Annotated in this window: 18 protein-coding genes and 1 tRNA gene; 10 read left to right on the forward strand and 9 right to left on the reverse strand. The window is 44.3% G+C overall.

What is annotated here, in order from left to right; translation table 11 throughout:
- Positions 1–45: 45 nt before the first annotated feature.
- The 3 genes from DTQ70_RS17495 to DTQ70_RS17505 form a co-directional block, all read right to left on the reverse strand.
- Entirely contained in the window at positions 46–2,796 is a 2,751-nt protein-coding gene (locus DTQ70_RS17495; protein WP_122932003.1) for a carboxypeptidase-like regulatory domain-containing protein, read from the reverse strand.
- Between the two features lie 143 nt (positions 2,797–2,939).
- Positions 2,940–3,431, reverse strand: coding sequence for a hypothetical protein (locus DTQ70_RS17500; protein ID WP_164490088.1), 492 nt, complete (start codon positions 3,429–3,431; stop codon positions 2,940–2,942).
- 93 nt (positions 3,432–3,524) lie between these two features.
- Entirely contained in the window at positions 3,525–4,175 is a 651-nt protein-coding gene (locus DTQ70_RS17505; protein WP_122932005.1) for a PepSY-like domain-containing protein, read from the reverse strand.
- Positions 4,176–4,390: 215 nt separating this feature from the next.
- Here DTQ70_RS17505 and DTQ70_RS17510 point away from each other — a divergent pair, with 215 nt between their 5' ends.
- The 3 genes from DTQ70_RS17510 (at position 4,391) to DTQ70_RS17520 (ending at position 7,631) form a co-directional block, all read left to right on the forward strand.
- Positions 4,391–4,987 (forward strand): RNA polymerase sigma factor, encoded by a 597-nt coding sequence (locus DTQ70_RS17510; RefSeq protein WP_122932006.1) that lies wholly within the window; start codon positions 4,391–4,393, stop codon positions 4,985–4,987.
- Between the two features lie 80 nt (positions 4,988–5,067).
- The gene (locus tag DTQ70_RS17515; RefSeq protein ID WP_122932007.1) at positions 5,068–6,720 is read left to right on the forward strand and encodes a hypothetical protein; all 1,653 of its coding nucleotides are present in this window, start codon (positions 5,068–5,070) and stop codon (positions 6,718–6,720) included.
- A gap of 119 nt (positions 6,721–6,839) precedes the next feature.
- On the forward strand, positions 6,840–7,631 hold the full coding sequence (locus tag DTQ70_RS17520) for a Rossmann-like and DUF2520 domain-containing protein (protein WP_122932008.1): 792 nt from the start codon (positions 6,840–6,842) through the stop codon (positions 7,629–7,631).
- A gap of 33 nt (positions 7,632–7,664) precedes the next feature.
- On the opposite strand, the gene DTQ70_RS17525 is transcribed toward DTQ70_RS17520, so the two are convergent.
- Together DTQ70_RS17525 and DTQ70_RS17530 are read right to left on the reverse strand one after the other, a co-directional pair.
- A complete protein-coding gene (locus DTQ70_RS17525; RefSeq protein ID WP_028527070.1) occupies positions 7,665–8,189 on the reverse strand; it encodes a CvpA family protein in 525 nt (174 codons plus the stop codon).
- The gene (locus DTQ70_RS17530; protein ID WP_028527069.1) at positions 8,186–8,638 is read right to left on the reverse strand and encodes a GatB/YqeY domain-containing protein; all 453 of its coding nucleotides are present in this window, start codon (positions 8,636–8,638) and stop codon (positions 8,186–8,188) included. The genes DTQ70_RS17525 and DTQ70_RS17530 overlap by 4 nt, the downstream gene beginning before the upstream one ends.
- Before the next feature lie 103 nt (positions 8,639–8,741).
- Between DTQ70_RS17530 and DTQ70_RS17535 the strand changes: the two genes are divergently transcribed.
- The 3 genes from DTQ70_RS17535 to DTQ70_RS17545 all read left to right on the forward strand — a co-directional run bounded on the left by DTQ70_RS17535 (position 8,742) and on the right by DTQ70_RS17545 (position 10,572).
- Positions 8,742–8,817: transfer RNA gene (locus tag DTQ70_RS17535), tRNA-His, on the forward strand.
- A gap of 91 nt (positions 8,818–8,908) precedes the next feature.
- The gene (locus tag DTQ70_RS17540; protein ID WP_122932009.1) at positions 8,909–9,580 is read left to right on the forward strand and encodes a carotenoid biosynthesis protein; all 672 of its coding nucleotides are present in this window, start codon (positions 8,909–8,911) and stop codon (positions 9,578–9,580) included.
- Positions 9,581–9,699: 119 nt separating this feature from the next.
- The gene (locus DTQ70_RS17545) at positions 9,700–10,572 is read left to right on the forward strand and encodes a MerR family transcriptional regulator (RefSeq protein ID WP_122932010.1); all 873 of its coding nucleotides are present in this window, start codon (positions 9,700–9,702) and stop codon (positions 10,570–10,572) included.
- 109 nt (positions 10,573–10,681) lie between these two features.
- On the opposite strand, the gene rfaD is transcribed toward DTQ70_RS17545, so the two are convergent.
- Positions 10,682–11,647 (reverse strand): ADP-glyceromanno-heptose 6-epimerase, encoded by a 966-nt coding sequence (rfaD, locus tag DTQ70_RS17550; RefSeq protein WP_122932011.1) that lies wholly within the window; start codon positions 11,645–11,647, stop codon positions 10,682–10,684.
- A gap of 293 nt (positions 11,648–11,940) precedes the next feature.
- On the opposite strand from rfaD, the gene DTQ70_RS17555 reads away from it, so the two are divergent.
- From DTQ70_RS17555 to lpxB, 3 genes are read left to right on the forward strand one after another with little or no spacing between them, the layout of a single operon-like run.
- Positions 11,941–12,360 (forward strand): 6-carboxytetrahydropterin synthase, encoded by a 420-nt coding sequence (locus DTQ70_RS17555; protein WP_028527066.1) that lies wholly within the window; start codon positions 11,941–11,943, stop codon positions 12,358–12,360.
- Between the two features lie 44 nt (positions 12,361–12,404).
- Positions 12,405–14,135: a hypothetical protein gene (locus DTQ70_RS17560; RefSeq protein ID WP_122932012.1), complete on the forward strand. Its 1,731-nt coding sequence runs from the start codon at positions 12,405–12,407 to the stop codon at positions 14,133–14,135.
- A gap of 6 nt (positions 14,136–14,141) precedes the next feature.
- On the forward strand, positions 14,142–15,254 hold the full coding sequence (gene lpxB, locus DTQ70_RS17565; RefSeq protein WP_122932013.1) for a lipid-A-disaccharide synthase: 1,113 nt from the start codon (positions 14,142–14,144) through the stop codon (positions 15,252–15,254).
- A 5-nt stretch (positions 15,255–15,259) separates the two neighbouring features.
- Here lpxB and DTQ70_RS17570 read toward each other — a convergent pair whose 3' ends face one another.
- The 3 genes from DTQ70_RS17570 to DTQ70_RS17580 are packed head-to-tail and all read right to left on the reverse strand — an operon-like array spanning position 15,260 to position 16,939.
- Positions 15,260–15,802, reverse strand: a complete 543-nt coding sequence (locus tag DTQ70_RS17570; protein ID WP_122932014.1) for a Uma2 family endonuclease — start codon at positions 15,800–15,802, stop codon at positions 15,260–15,262.
- Positions 15,803–15,853: 51 nt separating this feature from the next.
- A complete protein-coding gene (locus tag DTQ70_RS17575; protein WP_122932015.1) occupies positions 15,854–16,390 on the reverse strand; it encodes a DinB family protein in 537 nt (178 codons plus the stop codon).
- 3 nt (positions 16,391–16,393) lie between these two features.
- Entirely contained in the window at positions 16,394–16,939 is a 546-nt protein-coding gene (locus DTQ70_RS17580) for a hypothetical protein (RefSeq protein ID WP_122932016.1), read from the reverse strand.
- Between the two features lie 196 nt (positions 16,940–17,135).
- Here DTQ70_RS17580 and DTQ70_RS17585 point away from each other — a divergent pair, with 196 nt between their 5' ends.
- Positions 17,136–18,482 (forward strand): APC family permease, encoded by a 1,347-nt coding sequence (locus DTQ70_RS17585; protein ID WP_122932017.1) that lies wholly within the window; start codon positions 17,136–17,138, stop codon positions 18,480–18,482.
- Positions 18,483–18,504 lie beyond the last annotated feature (22 nt).

Here is an 18,504-nt window from a genome sequence, read left to right on the forward strand (position 1 = left end):
AAATTCATATTGAGGTTTACAAAAAACACAGTCTCATCTCGCCTTCTAGCGGAGTTTCCACGAGAAAGTGACGTTTGGCGTGAATCCCAAATAATTGACATTAGTGGTTTGAAGCACACTTTCACCGTTTTCGGTAATGACTTCAAAACGTTTGTACCACACATTTTTGCGGTTGTAAAGGTTAAATACCGAAAGCCCGATGCTTCCCCAACGCGCATTGTAGGTCGCCGAAATATCGAGACGATTGTAAGGCGAGAAACGAGTCGCATTTTTATCCGACGGCATTGTAAAACTACGTATTGAGCCATCCAACAACTTAACTTGGTAAGCCCCCACAATGGATGTATAAGGGCGGCCTGTCGAGAATATTTGAGTCAGGGAGAAATCAATATTTTTCCAACGATATGCCCCAATAAACTTAAATTGATGACGCACATCTTGGTCAGAATGATAAGGCAAATCAGAAAACGCCGACACGTTTCGAAGCGCTTCCGACAGCGTATAACCTATCCAACCGTTGAAATCTCCAAACTTACGTTGCACTAACACATCCACGCCGCGTACCACTTCATTTCCGTTAAAAAACGTTTCCTGAACGCTCAACCCTTGGCGAATTTGGGGCACAAACCGCAGGGTGTATTCGGTGATCCCTGTGTTATTTTTTTGGTAAAACTCCACATCCACCAAGTACTGTTTGTATTCATAACTTCCTCCCACAATGAGGTGATCCGACTGCGTGACGGGAAGCGTTCCGCCGTTGGCCAGTAACCAGTAACTACGGTTACCTTGCGTCAAATCTTCACGGTTGATTTGTTTGGCAAACTGAAAATAACGCCCCGTCGCCATTTTGAGCTTTACTTTGTCCGACACAGCATACGTAGCACTAAGGCGAGGCTCAAAGTACAGTTTATTCGTAACGTCAAAATGATTGATGCGAAGACCCGGTTTCAACAACAACTTGGTATTAAACAACCGAATTTGGTCTTGCAAATAAAACGCTGTGATGAGGCCGCGGTCGCTTTTACTCAATACATTGACTGTATCGTTTTGGATGTATTGATAATCAATGGTATTGGCCGTCGAGTGGATTCCAAACTCCAATTGATTATGCGGCGTCAGTTTGTATTCAAAGTCTATTTTTGCCGTAAAATCCTTCAAATCATTGGTTTCAACTTGGCCAATATTTTGTCTGCGCGTAATCGCCACCGAAGTATCCGTCGCAGGAATCGTACTTACGACGGTGCGGGTGTTGTCGCGGTTACTGTAAAAGTTAGAATAACTTACGAGCATGTTGCTGTACAATTTATCGTTCCAGCGCCGCGAACATTTAAAGCTACTTCCCAAATTCCCCCAAGCCGAAATGTCATTGGAAGAAGTGGAAGCCCCCAAGTCACCACCGCGACCAAAATTAAACGACGACGCCGACGAGTTATCCATCTTATCCGTTCCGTTGTACAAACTCCACGTCAAGATGTCCTTTCTAGAAAGGTTCCACGTCAGTTTTGCGTTTAAATCATAGAAATACGATTGCGCCGTTTGGTTTTGAAGGGCATTATTCCCAAAACGACCACCTGGGCCGCCAGGAGGGCGTCCGAATCCCGTTTGGGCTACCGTCGTTTGGCGTTCGGAGGTAAACGTATTAAAGATTTTTTCGTACAGCGGCCCTTTGTACGAGCGCCGCCCTGCCACCAAAAGCGTCAATTTTTTCCCCAACGGCGTTTCAAGGTAGGCATTGGCACTCAGCAGGCTCAAGTCAGCGCCTGCGTTGATTTTATTTTTATTTCCTTCCTTCCCCGTAATTTCCGCTACGGCTGAAATCCGCCCCCCAAACTTGGCATCAAAACCACCTTTGTAAAGCTGAATATCTTTGAGGGCGTTGTAGTTGAAAGCCGAGAAAAAGCCAAAAAGGTGATCGACGTGATAGACCGTGAAGCCGTCGTACAGCACCAATGTTTGGTCGGGCGTGCCGCCGCGCACGTACAAACCCGACGACGACTCGTTGGAAGCACTAACCCCAGGCATCAATTGAAACGCCCGAAAGGGGTCACGTTCGCCAATGTTGGGGAGTTTGGCCAAGTTTTTGGGCGTCATTTTAATCATTCCCACAATCTCATTGGCTTTCAACACCTCCGTTTTTTCCCCCATCACCATTACTTCTTCGAGCTCTTGTTCACCAGGTTCAATCTCAATAATGAAATTGTCGAGGATTGTTTTGGGAGATAGAAACACCGTCGCGTTTTTGTAACCTACGTAGCTCACCAGCAGCGTTACGGTATCAGAAGGAACTTTCAGCAACGTAAAATACCCATCCACGTTGGTTTGAGCTCCGATTTTTGTCCCCAGCACCGCCACCGACGCAAAGGGCATGTTTTCGGATGTTCCTTTTTCTACAATGCGCCCCACGAGCGTAAAATCCGCGCGGGTAGGCACGCCACGGTAGCGCGTGTCAAATTCTTTGCGGGCTTCTTTAGGAAGTTCGGGGGAGTTTTTGGGAACAATTTTAACCGTATTGGCCTCCGTAATGTAGAATGTAAGCTCTTTGGTGTCTCGCAGCACGCCTTTCAAGCCTTCAAGAAATTTGGTATTATCAAACCAATACGACACCCGGTACTTTTTTACTAATTCTTCGTCGTAATCGACCCTCACGTTGTACTTTTTCTTCAAATCAGTCAACACAAACAGCAGCGGCTTGTTGTTATAAAATTCGTCTTTGATAACAAGCTCTGCCTCCGCAGGCCCCTGCGCCCATCCAGCAAACGTCCCCAGCAAAAGAAGAACGAGTAGTAATTGTTTCATAAAGTATGGATTATAGTTAGACAAGCCAAAAACGACGGCGGTAACGTCGTTCGGTAGTTTATTACCTTCGAGTACGTTTCCTGCCGTCGTTGTGTGGCATTAATTTTCTATGTGTAGATGTATCGTCAAAATCTGACGACGGTTTAAAGCGCCTTCGCAGCTGCGATGGTCACTGTCACTTGGGCAGAAACCCCCGTTGTGGCATCGGTATCAGTATAAGTTTCTTGGAGTTTTATGGCTCCATTGCCAATCTGTCCAATAGTTTCACCCACCGATAACATATCAAATGACCCGTTGCCCAGGGCTTTGAGCTCAATGGTATCGTAGGTTTCGGTATAAGATTGCATGGTTCCTGTGCTATCGCGTTGCGAAATTTTCAAGACAATATTGATGATGTTGGCCGATTTTTTGGCCACTGACATCTCAATCGTTATATTTTCTTTGATGCTTGCATTGGTGAGGTCAATGCTCTGGGCTACACCATTGATTGACTCAGTGTAGGTAGTGCCGTTGTACGAACCAATCACTTGATCGGCGGGCTCAGGTTCGACGGTTGTTTTAGAACAACTGAACAACATAACAGCACTCAATAGCGCAAAAACGCTTCCTAAGAAGAGGTTTGAAATTGTTTTCATAAACTTTAGGTGTGTAATAGTGTATGTACTTCTAACTAGACATTATTAAGAAAAACAACCCAAGCCTGTGGCTTGGGTTGCGAAAGAGCTAAACTAGCGGCCTTTTTTTCCTTTTTTACCGCGTTGTGGGTGCGCTGGAGGTGTAGTTTCTTGCGTAAACACTCCCGCTGCCGTAAACTGTACTACTTTACGAGATGCTTTTTTCTCTTCGTCGGTGCCCGATGTAAGTTCAACCACAACAAAGAAATCCCCTGCGTCATTTGTTCCTGCTTTCACGGCAGTATAGGTGGCGTAGTTCGACGTAATGTACGTTGTAATAGCCGCTGGCAGACTGGCAATTTCAACACTTGTCAACTTGGCTTTTTTACCATACTTTTCAAGCACTTTGTTGAAAGTACCATCTGCGTTAAAAAGTACGCCAGTGTGCGTTCCGTCAGCGAGTTTCAACCCTACCACAATTTGTCCTGCTGCGTCTTTTCCCGCAAACTGAATTTCCGCTCCCGCGTAGTTTGTGGTAATGTAAGAACTTACAGCTGCTGGCAAATCTGCTTCTTCGATTTCGGTTAGTTTACCTTTACACTTTTGTTTGGTTACAGTGTCGGTTGTGGCCGCAGCACGAGCTGCCGAAAGCTGCACTACTTCTGTCAAATCTTCCGTTGTCGAATTGGCGTTGATGTCTTCACGGTTGCAGCTCACCAAAAATAGCCCTACTAACGCGAACACAAAAAACAATGTCTTTTTCATGGTTTGTTTTTGTTAAGTTGAAAAATTGATAGTTGGAAATTGATTTCAGTAGCCATTACGTAGGGTTTTTGCAGGGCGTGGCAAAAAAGTTTTAAATTTTTTTAAGAAAAAAAAAGTGTAATTTGTTGCAACACTAGGCCGCAAAGTAGCGTACAGGCGTGTATATATCAGGCAGATATTGAAGCCGCTAACAACCATCCAAATCCGTTACTACCTTGTTTTTTCGAAAAAAAACCAACTTTACCGAAGATGACCTTGAAGGAGTCATCCAAGCGTGCAGGAGCAACGATAGCCGCGCGCAGAGGGTGCTTTTTCAGCAATTTTTCGGTTATGCCAAGGGAATCAGCTTGCGGTATTCGTCGTCGATGGAAGAAGCTGAAGAAATTTTGAACGAAAGTTTCTTAAAAGTTTTCCAGCACATCGACCGCTACGACCTCACCCAGCCTTTCAAGGCTTGGTTGCGAACGATTGTGGTCAACACCGCGATTAGCTATTACCGAAAGCATCAAAAATTTCATGGCGAGATTGGGCTAGATAATATTCACGAGCCATCAAACGATGAATCAGTCATTGACCAAATATCTGCCGAGGAGATTTTGGCTTTGGTGCAACAGTTGAAACCGATTTATCGTACTGTCTTTACGATGCACGTGGTGGACGGCTACCAGCTTCGCGAGATTGCAGATGTACTCAATTTTAATGAAGCCACCGTACGCTCGCATTTTTCACGAGCCCGTACCCGTTTGCAAGAGTTAATCAAGCAATCGTACCCGCTTTTTAACGAGGGGAAAGTAGAACAGAAGTTTAAGTGAGTACCCCAAATTACTGAATTGAACGGCGATTTTCAGCCCAAAAACAATAAACTAAGTGTGAAAACACGCTACCAACAACAATGAAACCCGATAAATTTGACGAAGCTATACGCCAAAAGTTGGAAGGGATTCAGCCCAGTTTTCAAGAAGACGACTGGTCGAAGTTTGCCGCTTACCAAGCAGCCCATACTTCACAGCCCTTTTTCCAACGCTTTAGTGCGCGCACTGCATGGTACACGGCTGCTAGTGTAGCGGCTGCCATGATGGTATTTGCCAATGTCTATCAGTATCGAACCAACAAAAAACTGGACCACGAAGTAGTCGAGCTTAAAGCAACTATTGCCAAGCAAAAAGACGCTCCCGTTCGAGTGACTACCCGCGTAGATACTGTTTATATTACCAAATACATCGAAGTAAAATCTTCTAAACTTAATACCTATGATTCATCTGTACCTTCTTTAAACGACGAAAGTCCTGACGAAACAATAGGCCAAGAGCCCACCGTGGCCGAACGCCTCAAAAATGTTGGCAAGATTATTCGTCAAAGTCCTAACGAACGAATCAGCAACGCATTTGAACGTACGCCCAAACAAGTGGATGCTGTTAGCGACGTGTCGGACGAAGTTGAAAGCGATGTTATCAACAAAAAAGGAATTGAGAAAGAGGATGTGCTCCAACGAGAGAATGGAGTAGAACCCAAACCAGATCTCAATTCTCCTCGCCCTAGCCGTAAAAGCGAAGCAAACGCCAATCGTGGCAACCGCAGCCAAATTACCTCTCGCGAGTCGGTTTCTTCAAAAAACAGCGCGTTGGTTTCGCAACAATCAACCCGTAAAAACAGCTCAAATACAGACACATACCAAACGTCTAAAGTTCTTTCTGGAGAGTCCAATGAAATACGCCCTGAAAGTGCGCTTTCAGAAAGCGAGTCGGGAGCCATCGCCTTGCTAGAACCCCATACCGAAATCGAAGAATTAGCGGGTATCCCTCCCGCAGAAGCCAAAGTAAAGCGGTATGCCTATACGAAGTTATCAAACCCTTCCAATCCAGCAACCTCTACTTCGGCGGCTACCACTGCGGCTTCAGCAGCCGCTCCTCCTCCCCCTTCAATTTCGTTTAAAAACATGAAATTCAGAATGGGTGCTGGCTTAAATATTAGTAACGGCTCAACCACCTATACGGCCAACACAAGCTTGCTTTTGGGCAAGTTTTGGAGTATAAACGTGGGTGTAGCGCGTGCTTTTATCGTAGGCCCACAATACTTTACTGAAGATATTTTTAAGGAAAAAACGAAAAGCGATTTCAAAGATTGGAACAAAAAAGGATCCATTCAACCGCCAATGGCGCCACCTCAAGCGTTCAATATCTCAACCAGTGCTACTTTGTGGCAGCTACCCGTGAGTTTGACGTATCGTTGGCCAATGAATGACGGGTTTGCCTTTTTATTATCGGGAGGAACCAACTTTAATTTATCCGCTTGTCAATCATTTAGTTTTTACACCCGCGAACGTAACGGAGAATTGACACAAAAACGGGGAGATTTTGTGCTTAAACCTACGCTCTCAAACGACCTTATTGCGGCGGCGGGTGTTGAAAAGCAATGGAGACACCTTGTCGTCCAAGCAGAAACTTATATTGCCCCTTATTTACAAAAACCGTCGTACCTCACCGAAAACCGCAACTTAGGTATTCGATTTAAGGTCATGTATCAGTTTGGGAAAAAAGCCCTCTAGGCCACCAACGCAATTTTTTATTACCAAACGTTCAACTAGCCCGCTTTCATCGCCCGTCGTGCTCATCAGCCGACGGGTTATTTTTTTATATTTGACCCTCAATCTGACTTGTCCAAACTATGCGCATTTCTTTTGTAGGAGCAGGAAACGTGGCTTGGCACCTAGCACAAGCCCTCGAAAACGCAGGCCACCATATTGTCGAAATATACAGTCGCGATGCCCGAAACGCTCGTCGGCTTGTCAATAAACTATACGACACCCACATTGCCCCCGACCTTGACTTTGCAGAAAGTTCTGCCGAGTTGCTCATTTTGACCGTTACTGACGATGCACTCACCGACGTAGTTTCGCGCTTGGTACTTCCCGAAAATTGTACGGTGGTTCATACTTCAGGCACCAAATCACTGACAGAATTTCAACAACTTATTGACATTTACAGCGACATTCCTGCCAAAACGGGCGTTTTGTACCCCCTCCAAACTTTCAGCAAAGACATCGAACTATCGCTAGTCGATGTACCATTCTGCATTGAGTCGTCGGACGCAGTTACGGAAAAAATGCTGATTCAATTGGCCCAAAGTATCAGTAATGTTGTTTATCTTATGACCTCCGAAGAACGGCGTTTGATGCACATTGGGGCGGTTTTTGCCTGCAATTTCAGCAATCATTTATTAGCCATCTCCAAACGAATTTTGGATGCCGAGCACCTTGAATTTGACTTACTCAAACCGCTCATCCGCGAAACACTCCGCAAGGCCCTTCAAAGCCCTGACCCTGCGCTCGTCCAAACGGGACCAGCACGCCGTGGCGACCACCAAACCATCGAAACGCACCTCGACTACCTCGAACGCTATCCTGCGTGGCAAGGCATTTATGAAGTTTTATCCGAAAGTATTCAGCGGGTTCGATAAAGGAGTGATGAGAGATGAAACTCGGCCTTCTCTCTACTCTCCTCTTCCCCACTCACGAATGAGATTTCCACCTACGGGTATCCAATCAGAGATGACACTGATAATTTTGGGCGCAATGGGAACGGTATATTCGTATAAAAAACTTTCGTTGCGGTATTTGGGCGGCATGGCTACCCCAATCGTACTAAGCAACCAAAAGAAAACACTGATACCAAACACCCACGTAAATATACCAACAGCAGCCCCTGCTAGGTTGTCGAGCGTGCCTAAGATGGTATAACGAAGCATAGAGCGTAAAGAATACCCAATACGGTTGACCATGAAAATGGTCGGGAAGAAAATGACTGAAAAGCCAATAAACGGCAAAAACTTACGCGTAAGCTCTACCGTCAGATATGGTGCCAGCAAATCGGTACCAAAACGAAGAAATTTAAAACCCACAATCATGGCTATCACAAAGGCTGCTACCCCGACAACTTCGACGAGTAGCCCTTTGCGATAGCCATTAAATGCTCCCCAAGCGAGTGGGATAATAATGAGCAAATCTAGGGTGTTCATCCCACAAGCAAGCTTTTCGCCAGTGTTTGCACCACTTTACCGTCGGTTTGGCCTGCCAATTCTTTCATGGCAACACCCATTATTTTACCTATTTCAGCAGGCGATTTTGCCCCTACCCGCTCGATAATCTCCACGAGTTTGGCCTTTACTTCTTCCTCTGAAAGTTGTTTTGGTAAATATTTTTCAATGACCGCGATTTCGGCTACTTCCTTTTCCAACAAATCGGGACGATTTTGTTGTTCATAAATTGAAGCCGAATCACGACGTTGTTTGGCGGCTTTGGTCAACAGCTTCAGTTCATCGTCGGCGCTCAAGTCTCCACTTGCTCCTTCTTTCGTTTCTTCCAAGAGAATCAACGACTTAATGGCACGTAATGCGCGGAGTGTATCTTGGTTTTTGTCGCGCATGGCCTGCTTGATGTCCTCGTCTATGCGTTTCTTCAGCGTCATGATTTAAAATAGTTTACAAAATTATGTTGCAAATCTACGAAAAAAATGCGCTAAGGCTTGGAAAATTTAAAAAGGTGTGCTTATCTTTGCACTCCCAAAACACGGAGGTTGTAGCTCAGTTGGTTAGAGCGTCGGATTGTGGTTCCGAAGGCCGTGGGTTCGAACCCCATCTTCCTCCCTAAAAAAATCCCAATGCAAAGCGTTGGGATTTTTTGTGTTTATCGATTCAAAAAACCTTTTCCCCGAGTTTTTGTTAGATAAGTACTACTTATGAAAGCATTTTTCTCATCTTTACGCGCCTCGTCCACTTTTGAATACACCTGCTGGATCATACTACCTGCTATGCACCTTACTGGATTGGCAGGTTTGTTCCTTACTGAATCCGAGGAGTTCTTCAAATCACTCGTTCCTTTTCACTTGGTAACTTCATTGTTCATCATGATGATTTTTCACCAAGACTGGAACCGTTCTTTTGTGATTTATTGCATCGTTACCTATCTCATTGGATTTGGCGTAGAAGCACTGGGCGTCCACACAGGACTTATTTTTGGACATTATCAGTACGGTGAAACACTAGGCTGGAAAGTCATTGGTGTTCCATTGACCATTGGTCTTAACTGGCTCGCACTTATTTATTCGGCGGGTATTCTTATGGTGGACTGGAAAGTTAGCTCCCCCATCAGAATAATTGTCATTGCTTTCTGCGTCGTTTTTCTTGACTTCTTGATTGAACCCGTCGCTATTACGTATGACTTTTGGAGTTGGGAAAACAACACAATTCCTCTCCAAAACTACGTCGCTTGGTTCATTATTTCAGCAGGCTTACTTTGGTATTTTGAACGTGCTAATTTTCGCAAAGAAAATCCAGTGGCATTCATGTACGTCCTTGCTCAATGCTCGTTTTTTTGGGGACTCAACATCCTACTTTATTTATTTAGATAAAGAGAAGCCAAAACATTTTCGGAAACAAAAAGTTACCACCATAAGAGCGATTCCGTTGGCTTTGCAAAAAGCTAATACAGTAAAACCCAAAAGCTTGATACATTTAAAGTGAAAGCCAAATGAGTAACTATTCCATACGAGATTTAGAACAACTTTCTGGCATTAAGGCACATACAATTCGCATTTGGGAGCAACGCTATAACATTATTCAGCCAAAGCGTACTGACACCAATATTCGGATGTATGACGACCAAGATTTAAAATTGGTCCTCAATATTTCTTTGCTAAAAGACCACGGGTACAAAATTTCGGACATTGCAAAATTTTCTTTGGACGAAATTAGCCATGAAGTTATGGCTATTTCCGATCAAAAACTGAACTATCCAGACCAAATTCACGCCCTGACAATTGCGATGATTGACTTGGACGAAGATCGTTTTGAAAAAATTATTAGCACCAATTTTCTTCAGAATGGTTTTGAAAATACCATGCTCAATATCATTTATCCTTTCTTGACCCGCATCGGTACGCTATGGCTCGCAGGCTCTATTGGTCCCGCCCAAGAGCATTTTATGAGCAACCTGATTCGACAAAAAGTCATTGTTGCCATTGATGGTCAAGTCATAAAATACCATCCCAATTCTAAGAAGTTTTTACTGTTTTTACCAGAAGGCGAGTTGCACGAAATTAGTTTGTTGTTTACCAGCTACGTCATTCGGGCGCATCACCATCGGGTTGTTTATTTGGGACAAACACTGCCGTTTAATGAACTCGTTTTTGCCTATGATGTCCATCAACCCGACTATGTCTTTGCAAGCATCACCTCCGTACCTGCCTACGACGAAGTTCAGACATACGTCAACAAACTTTGTCAGCAGTTCCCCAAAGCTCAAATATTACTTACTGGCTACCAAGTAGTCGGGCAAGACATTGAAGTGGGCGCCAATTGCACTATCATCAACAAATTAGAAGACCTTGTTGAATTGCTCTAACAGCCGTTCTATCGCTTTTTTTTCCTCTTACAAAGCCATAAAAGACAAAACCCCGACCAGTGTGGTCGGGGTTTTTGCTTAGGCGGGAGATAAACAGCCTGCCTCAAGGTTAATAGTATGCTTCTTTCGACAAATAGTTTTGAACGTAATCCTTCACACCTTCCTCCAACGTATGAAAAGGTTTGGTATAGCCAATCGAACGCAATTTGTTCATATTAGCTTGGGTAAAGTACTGGTACTTGTCGCGAATGTCGGCTGGTGTATCCACAAAGTCGATGTTTGGCTCTAACCCCATCGACGTAAATGTATTGATGGCCAAATCTTTAAACGTACGTGCCTTGCCACTTCCAAGATTATAGATACCTGAGTTGCGACGGTGGTGCATCAAAAACGAACATACTTCCAGTAAGTCTTTTACATAAACAAAATCACGCATTTGCTCGCCATCTTTAAAATCGGGATGGTGTGAGCGGAAGAGGCGCATTTTTCCCGAGGCTTTTACTTGGTTGTAGGCGTGGAAAATCACCGATGCCATCCGCCCTTTGTGATATTCGTTGGGGCCATACACGTTGAAAAATTTCAAACCTGCCCAGAAAAACGGTTTCTTTTCTTGTTGCAACGCCCAAATGTCAAAGTCGTTTTTGGATTCCCCGTAAGGATTGAGCGGCTTCAACTGCGGGATTTGCGATTCGTTGTCGTCATAGCCTAACTCACCTAAACCATAGGTAGCGGCCGAAGACGCATACACCAACGGAATTTGATAATCAATACATTTTTGCCAAATCTGCTGTGAGTAGCGAACGTTAAGCTCCTCCAAAACGTCACGATTAAACTCCGTTGTATCTGTGCGGGCACCGATGTGGAAAATGAACTCTACTTCGTAGTAATTTTGGTCTAACCATTCAAAAAAAGCAGAGCGCTCTACTCGTTCTTGAATTTTTTTCCCTTCTAAATTTGGTGCTTTTTCAATTTTCGAGAAATCATCAACTGCGATGATAAAATTGAAATTTTCCTCGTTTAGCTTGCTGATAAGACAGCTTCCGATAAAGCCTGCAGCCCCAGTGACAATGATCATAGAAATAGCTTATGATAAGGCGTTTAAATAGTGGGTAGTCAATTAGTTGGAACAGTAAAAATACTCAAAAAAAACGCTACAAAGGTAGGTATTATTTCACACAAAAAATCATTGAAAATTCCATGAATAAATTTAACTTTTTAAAGAATTTTCAAGGAAATCTACGATGTTTTTGGATACCGTTTTTTGGTCGTAATTTTGTCGAAACTTATTAGACAGCAAAGTGACTCCGTTTCTCTTATTTTTAATACGGCACTCTCGGCGCTGTGGACTATTGACTGTCGATTAGAATGATAGTTTACGTAACAAGAAAAGAACATTTTAATGCCGCCCACCGGGTATATAACCCTAGCTGGTCGGATGAAAAAAACACCGAAGTATTTGGCATCTGTGCGAATCCCAATTTCCACGGCCACAACTTTGAACTGATTGTCACCGTAAAAGGCCCTATCAATCCAGAAACTGGCTTTGTGGTGGACATGAAACTCCTCGGCAGACTGATGAAAGACAGTGTGGTTGACAAAGTCGATCACCGAAATCTGAATCTCGATGTGGATTTTATGCAAGGTATCATTCCTAGCTGTGAAAATTTTGTCCTTGAAATCTGGGCTATCCTAGCAAAAGGACTAAACGAAGTGGCTCCTCACGCCAAATTGCACTACATCAAGCTCATTGAAACCCCCAAAAACTACGTAGAGTATTACGGCGAATAAGCTCGCTTTAAACGATATTCGCGTTCCAATCCCCAAAAATCATTGTGAATCAACCACGTATCGGGCTTTTTTTCTGGCTACTTGTATTCCTAATCATCGGAAGTTACCTGTGGTATATCAACTTGTATGCTGTCAACATTCCTATTACTGACGACTATGATTTGGTTCGGGTAAAATATACGCTTCTGACGCAAGAATTCAGTTGGTGGCAAAAAATCAAACTGCTGTTAGAACCTGAAAATGACCACCGTATTCTTATTCCACGCTCCATTGCGCTCACAGACTATGCAGTAGAAGGGTTTATCAACTACCGAACGCTGATTGGGGTCGTCAATCTAAGTTTGTTGGGGATTTTGGGATTTTGGTTTTTGAGTTTTCTCAAACGTGGGCTCAATGCTTGGTTTTTCTTACCAGTACTGCTGTGGTATCTTACACCCTTTGTGTTTGATGTGACGCTTTGGGGAATCAACGGGATGCAACATACTACCCTCAACCTACTGGTATTCGGCACCTTAGCACTACTTTCCTATTCCACTAACCCTTGGGCTTTTGGGGCGGCTTTGGTCGTTGGGTTTGCCGCTACTTTTACCAATGGGAATGGATTTCTGGTTTTTCCTGCGGGGTTAGCGGTTTTACTTTTGACCCAAGACTGGAAAAAAAGTGCCCTCTGGACCATCGGAATGATTGCATCCTTATTGGCTTATTTTCTCAACTATCAAGTAGGACAAGCGACTAAAGTGGCCTTCTCGGGCGAATTTGTCGGGAATCTACTGGTAAGTTTTGCAGCGTTGTCGGGTGGCTGGATGGCGACTTTCAAAGGCAATAGCCCTCAGTGGTTGTTGTGGAGTTCGTTTTTGGTAGGAATGTTGAGCTTGCTAGGCATCACGTTGTGGCTTGGCTATCAACTATTTATGGCACCTCAGCGCCCCCGTTCGGGTCGCCCCTATCTTTGGGTTGGGGTTTTTGTGTTCTCGATTCTGACGATTGGCATCATTGCGGTATCAAGAGGCGGGCGCGACGTTTATTCGGTTTTCACGAGTCGGTATAGTTTATATCCCCTTCATTTATTGACACTTACGTACCTGGCGTTGCTGAGTTGGAAATCCATTTCTCCTTCTTGGGTTTTTCGGGTAGCAGTTTTGTTTGGAGGTGTTTTTGTAACCATGAGTTTGTATCAATACCAAAGAGATATGGACGAACGCCGTCGAAGCCTTATTGCAGACCACTACAACTGGCGACAACACCGCAAACTCATCACCCATTTTCGGAGCGAATTGGCCGATTTTTTCACGCTTCCCGCCTACCAAAAAGGCATATACCGTTTTGAAAATTTTCCACTCGGTGTCGCTACCGAACAATTACTCAGTTTGCCAGCCGATACTACTCAGCGCGACGCATTGAAACTTACGCTTACAACCACTCAAAAAAACATTGATTTTTTTGGGCATCCTCAAACAGTTGCACAGTTTTCATTGATTAATGCAGACGTGCTTCAGCCTGAATTTGGTGAAGGTGTTGGCGTGTTTTTAGTGCTAAAATCAGCAAAAAATAAAACTTACTTGCTGCCTACTTTACCCATTCAAGGTGGGAAACGCGCGTTTTTCACTTCAGCACGGGTCTATAAACCTGGTTTTGAGCTAACGGTTTACAACGAAAACTTTGTCCCCGACACCTATCGCATCGGCCTCCTAAGTCCGAAAGGAACAGGCTACGATTTGCGTTATTTACAACAATCCATTCAGATAGATTCGCTTTCCACCAAATTGGTTAACTAGCAGCCTATGAAATATTATCTGATAGCAGGAGAGCGCTCGGGCGATTTACACGGCAGCAACCTCATCAAAGCCATTCGCCGCCACGATTCGGAAGCCGAATGTCGGGCTTGGGGTGGGGAAATGATGCAAGAAGCAGGAGCTGAGTTGGTGACGCACTATGCCGACATGGCATTTATGGGTTTTTGGGAAGTGGCTAAAAACTTAGGCACGATTTCGGGATTTATGAAAAAATGCAAAGCCGATATTCTTGCTTACAGACCCGATGCCGTGATTTTGATTGACTACGCTGGCTTCAATATGCGAATCGCTCGTTTTGCTAAACAAAACGGCATTAAAACATTTTACTACATTTCGCCCAAAGTGTGGGCTTGGAATCAAAAACGTGCTCTCAAACTCAAACGTGACGTAGATCGCCTATTCGTGATTTTTCCGTTTGAAAAAGAGTTTTTTCGCCAATACAACTACGATGTGGACTACGTAGGCAATCCCCTTTTTGACGCCATTGCCGATTTTACACCCAATCCATCGTTTTTAAAAGACCAACAGCTCGACCCCGCCAAGCCCATCGTAGCGCTGCTTCCTGGAAGTCGCAAGCAAGAAGTGGAGCAAATGTTGACACTGATGGTCCAAACCAAACCGCACTTTCCCGAGGCTCAGTTTGTCATTGCGGCAGTTAGTAACCTTCCGCAAACGCTCTATGCTCCTTTTATAAAACAGGGAGTACGGCTTGTCACCGATGCCGCCTACGACTTACTTTCGGTCGCTACGGCCGCGCTTGTCACTTCAGGTACTGCCACGCTCGAAACGGCACTTTTTGAAGTACCTCAGGTAGTTTGTTACAAAACAGGGGGCGTCAGCTACGCCATTGCAAAGCGATTGATACGGGTTCCGTACATTTCATTGGTCAATCTTATTGCGCAAAAAGAAGCCGTTAAAGAGCTGATTCAAAATGAGTTGACCCCCAAAAACCTTACGAGCGAACTAGAAGCAATTTTACCCAACGGCCTCAAACGAACGCAACAAATCAACGACTATCGACAAGTGAAAGCTATTTTGGGAGAAAAAGGGGCATCCGAACGCGCAGGCGAATTGATGGTAAAGTATCTTATGGAAAAATAAAGAGACTATTTGAGTAATTCGTTTACTGAGATTTTAAAATCATCCAACACGGGTTCGGCTGAACAAATATCATCTTCTAAGCAAATTTTGACGTTTTTTACTGACGTATAAACTTCTACCATGTCTTCTTCGGGAAGTATTACCCATACTACTCTCACACCATGCTTGAAATATTCCTTGAGTTTTTTCTTTACGTCGTTGATTTGGTCGTTAGAAGAGATGATTTCGATACAAAAAGCTGGAATAGGTTCATCTCCTTCACTTTTAATTTGTTCATCAGTAAAAAGTGCCATATCGGGGCGTCTCATTTGAATTCCCGTTAGCATTACATCTTGTTCGCAAATAAGTAGTGCTTTTTGTTTTTTTGCCTTTGTTGTATCAAACAAAAGGTTCAAAGCCTGAATAATTTTTAGATGTTTTCTTTTCATTCCCGTAAATCTAATCAGTTCACCATCATTCCATTCATATTTGTAGCCATCGTTAGACTCCCAACGCTCAAATTCTTCAAGCGTGGTAGGAAATGATGTCGTTTGTGCAGTGGGTATCATAGCCGTCTATTATCTAAAATTTATCTTTAACAAAAATAACGAATTATTGTCTCAAAATACTAAACTCTCCAGCTCTTTCTGTTGACGCAAATGATGGCGACTGTGCATGTCTAGGTTATGAAACCACTCGTGGGCATTGAGCCACGCAAAAACAGGATGATAGCACTTGTATTGCCCCGCATCGTGAGTGACAGGCTCAATCAGCGCTTTGGCATCACTCAACACTTTCTTCAATTGAACGCGGTACTCGTCTTGCGTTTTTGGGATAAGTTCTATTTTTACAGGCCCTTCGGGCACTTTCACTTTGATGGGCGGAAACCCATTGTGTTTGAAAGCATTATCACCGTAAGCGTTATGCTCTCCGCCGATTTGCCCTTTACGTTGCTCCAAGCACCGAACGGTATTGGCCAAAAAGAAAAAGTTAGCCGTCATCAGCACGTGTTCGTACATCTGTCCAAGCGACCAAACGTCTTCGGCGGGTTTGTGTAAAAATTGTTCGTTGGTATATTTATCAAGCGAAACGATATAACTGTTGAGCGTTGTTTCTAATGACGAATAAATTTCCGAGGGCGTTTGTTGACTTGTCATGTGTTAAGAATTAGGAATACGTATTTTTTTAAAAAGGCCATACAGAGCGGCAAATACTACTGGAACGAGCGATAGCCACTTCAACAATTTCGCTATTTCGCATACTACCGCTAATGTCATCGACTGCTCAGGGTAACGGTATAACAACATGACAATAAACACATTTTCTATAAAATCGAACAGCATTGTCAAAAACGGAAGCAAATTGACATACCGAAAAGGTGTATATGGCTTATTTCGGAACAACAGCGTGAGAATAACTGCGAATAAAAAAGTATAAACAATCGGGTAAATAATATCCATCGTCAGTTCCCCTTGTGCGTAATACGCCCGCCCTTCCTCGCCGTAATCCGCCACCATTTGAAGGGTTTTGGCGGGGTTAAATCCAAAAGTAAGATCAATAGGTCCGATGGGTTTCCCTGCAAACTGATTGATGTTGGCTTCTGCGTTTTTTAAAATATACCCAGGGAATACAAGATACACCGCCAAAAGCACAAAAAAGGTTTTAAGATTGGCAATTCTGTTTAAAAACTGGTGAAGAGTTTCCATAGTGACAAAAGGGTTTAGGAATAGACATCGTATCAAAGATAATGATTATTTGTTCCGAAATAGTGTCCCGCAAGTGCCAAAAGACGCCAAAAATTAGGCTTATTGGCCTTTTTTTGCCAATTTAGCAACGGCTGCCCACTCTCCTTTTCGTTGTTGTATCTACAATAATGAAAGGAATTTCCTAAACCTAATTGAAATGCAATCAACAGACACCCAACCTAAAGACAATCAGCTACTTAAAATCCTTGGCGTAGGCTTCGGTATCGCCGTGACGATTGGTGGAACCATCGGCACAGGAATTTTACGAAAACCTGGCCCCATTGCCCAAGCCCTTGGCGACCCGTGGCTCATCATGGGAGTTTGGATACTGGTGAGCATCTATGCACTTTTGGGTGTTTTATGTACCATTGAGTTAGGAGTCACTTTCCCAAAAGCAGGGGCTTGGTACGTATATGCGCGGCGGGCTTTTGGTGGATACGCAGGATTTGTGGTGGGATTCAACAGTTGGTTGGGCACCTCGGCGGCTACGGCCTTTGGGGCTTTTACCATGAGTGAATACATCGCGCTACTGCTCCCTTCCACGGCAGGTTATGAAAGCTACATGGCCACAGCCATTCTTATTGGGCTGGGTTTGTTGCATTGGGTAGGGCTACGCACCGCCAGCCGCGCCCAAGAAATCATGAGTGTTGCCAAAGCCGTTGGTTTATTTGCCTTTGTGGTGATTTGCTTTGTTTATGGTAACGATGTTTCTACCACCCAAGTAGTCGAAACGACCACCAACGCCGTCGCTAAGGGCTCGTTGATTGGGTCGTTGATTTTTGCTTTACAGGCTATTTTTTACACGTTCGACGGCTGGCACACAGCGGCCTATTTTGCCGAAGAGGACGCCGACCCTGCACGTAACTTACCAAAGTCGATGATTGGGGGGCTGTTGCTCATTGTCGTGATTTACTTGTTAGTCAACGCGGCCATTTTATACATTTTGCCCATGCCCGCTCTCCAACAATCCAAACTCGCCGCTGCCGACGCCATTACGATGATTTTTGGGGAACAATCAGGCAAAATAGTGACGTTTTTCTTGATGATTTCGATTTTGGGGATTGTCAATGCACAAGTAATGTTTAACCCTCGCGTGTTGTATTCGATGAGTCGCGATGGGTTATTTATCCGCCAAGGGACACGGGTCAATGCAGGAGGTACGCCCAGTATTGCCATGCCGCTGTCGGTAGCAATGGCCATTGTGTTTATTTTGAGCGGAAAAGAAGCAAGCGGAAAACTCTCCGACATTGCTACATTTTTCTTCGTCATTGGCTATACTTCGGGCTTTGCGTCGCTGTTGTATCTTCGCAAATCCGAACCCGACGTCCCTCGCCCTTGGAAAGTACCAGGCTTCCCAGTCGTGCCGTGGATTGTGCTCGTTGCTTCGGTGGCGTTTCTGGTTGGGGCGGGTTTCCAAGACCCTGGCAGCAGTGTGTATGCAGTGGTTTTCTTAGTATTGAGCTACCCGTTGTATTTGGGAGTGACGCGGTTGAATGAGGGGTAAAAAGCCCCCCCTCTCCAACCTC

Source organism: Runella sp. SP2 (genome assembly GCF_003711225.1).
Lineage (GTDB): Bacteria > Bacteroidota > Bacteroidia > Cytophagales > Spirosomataceae > Runella.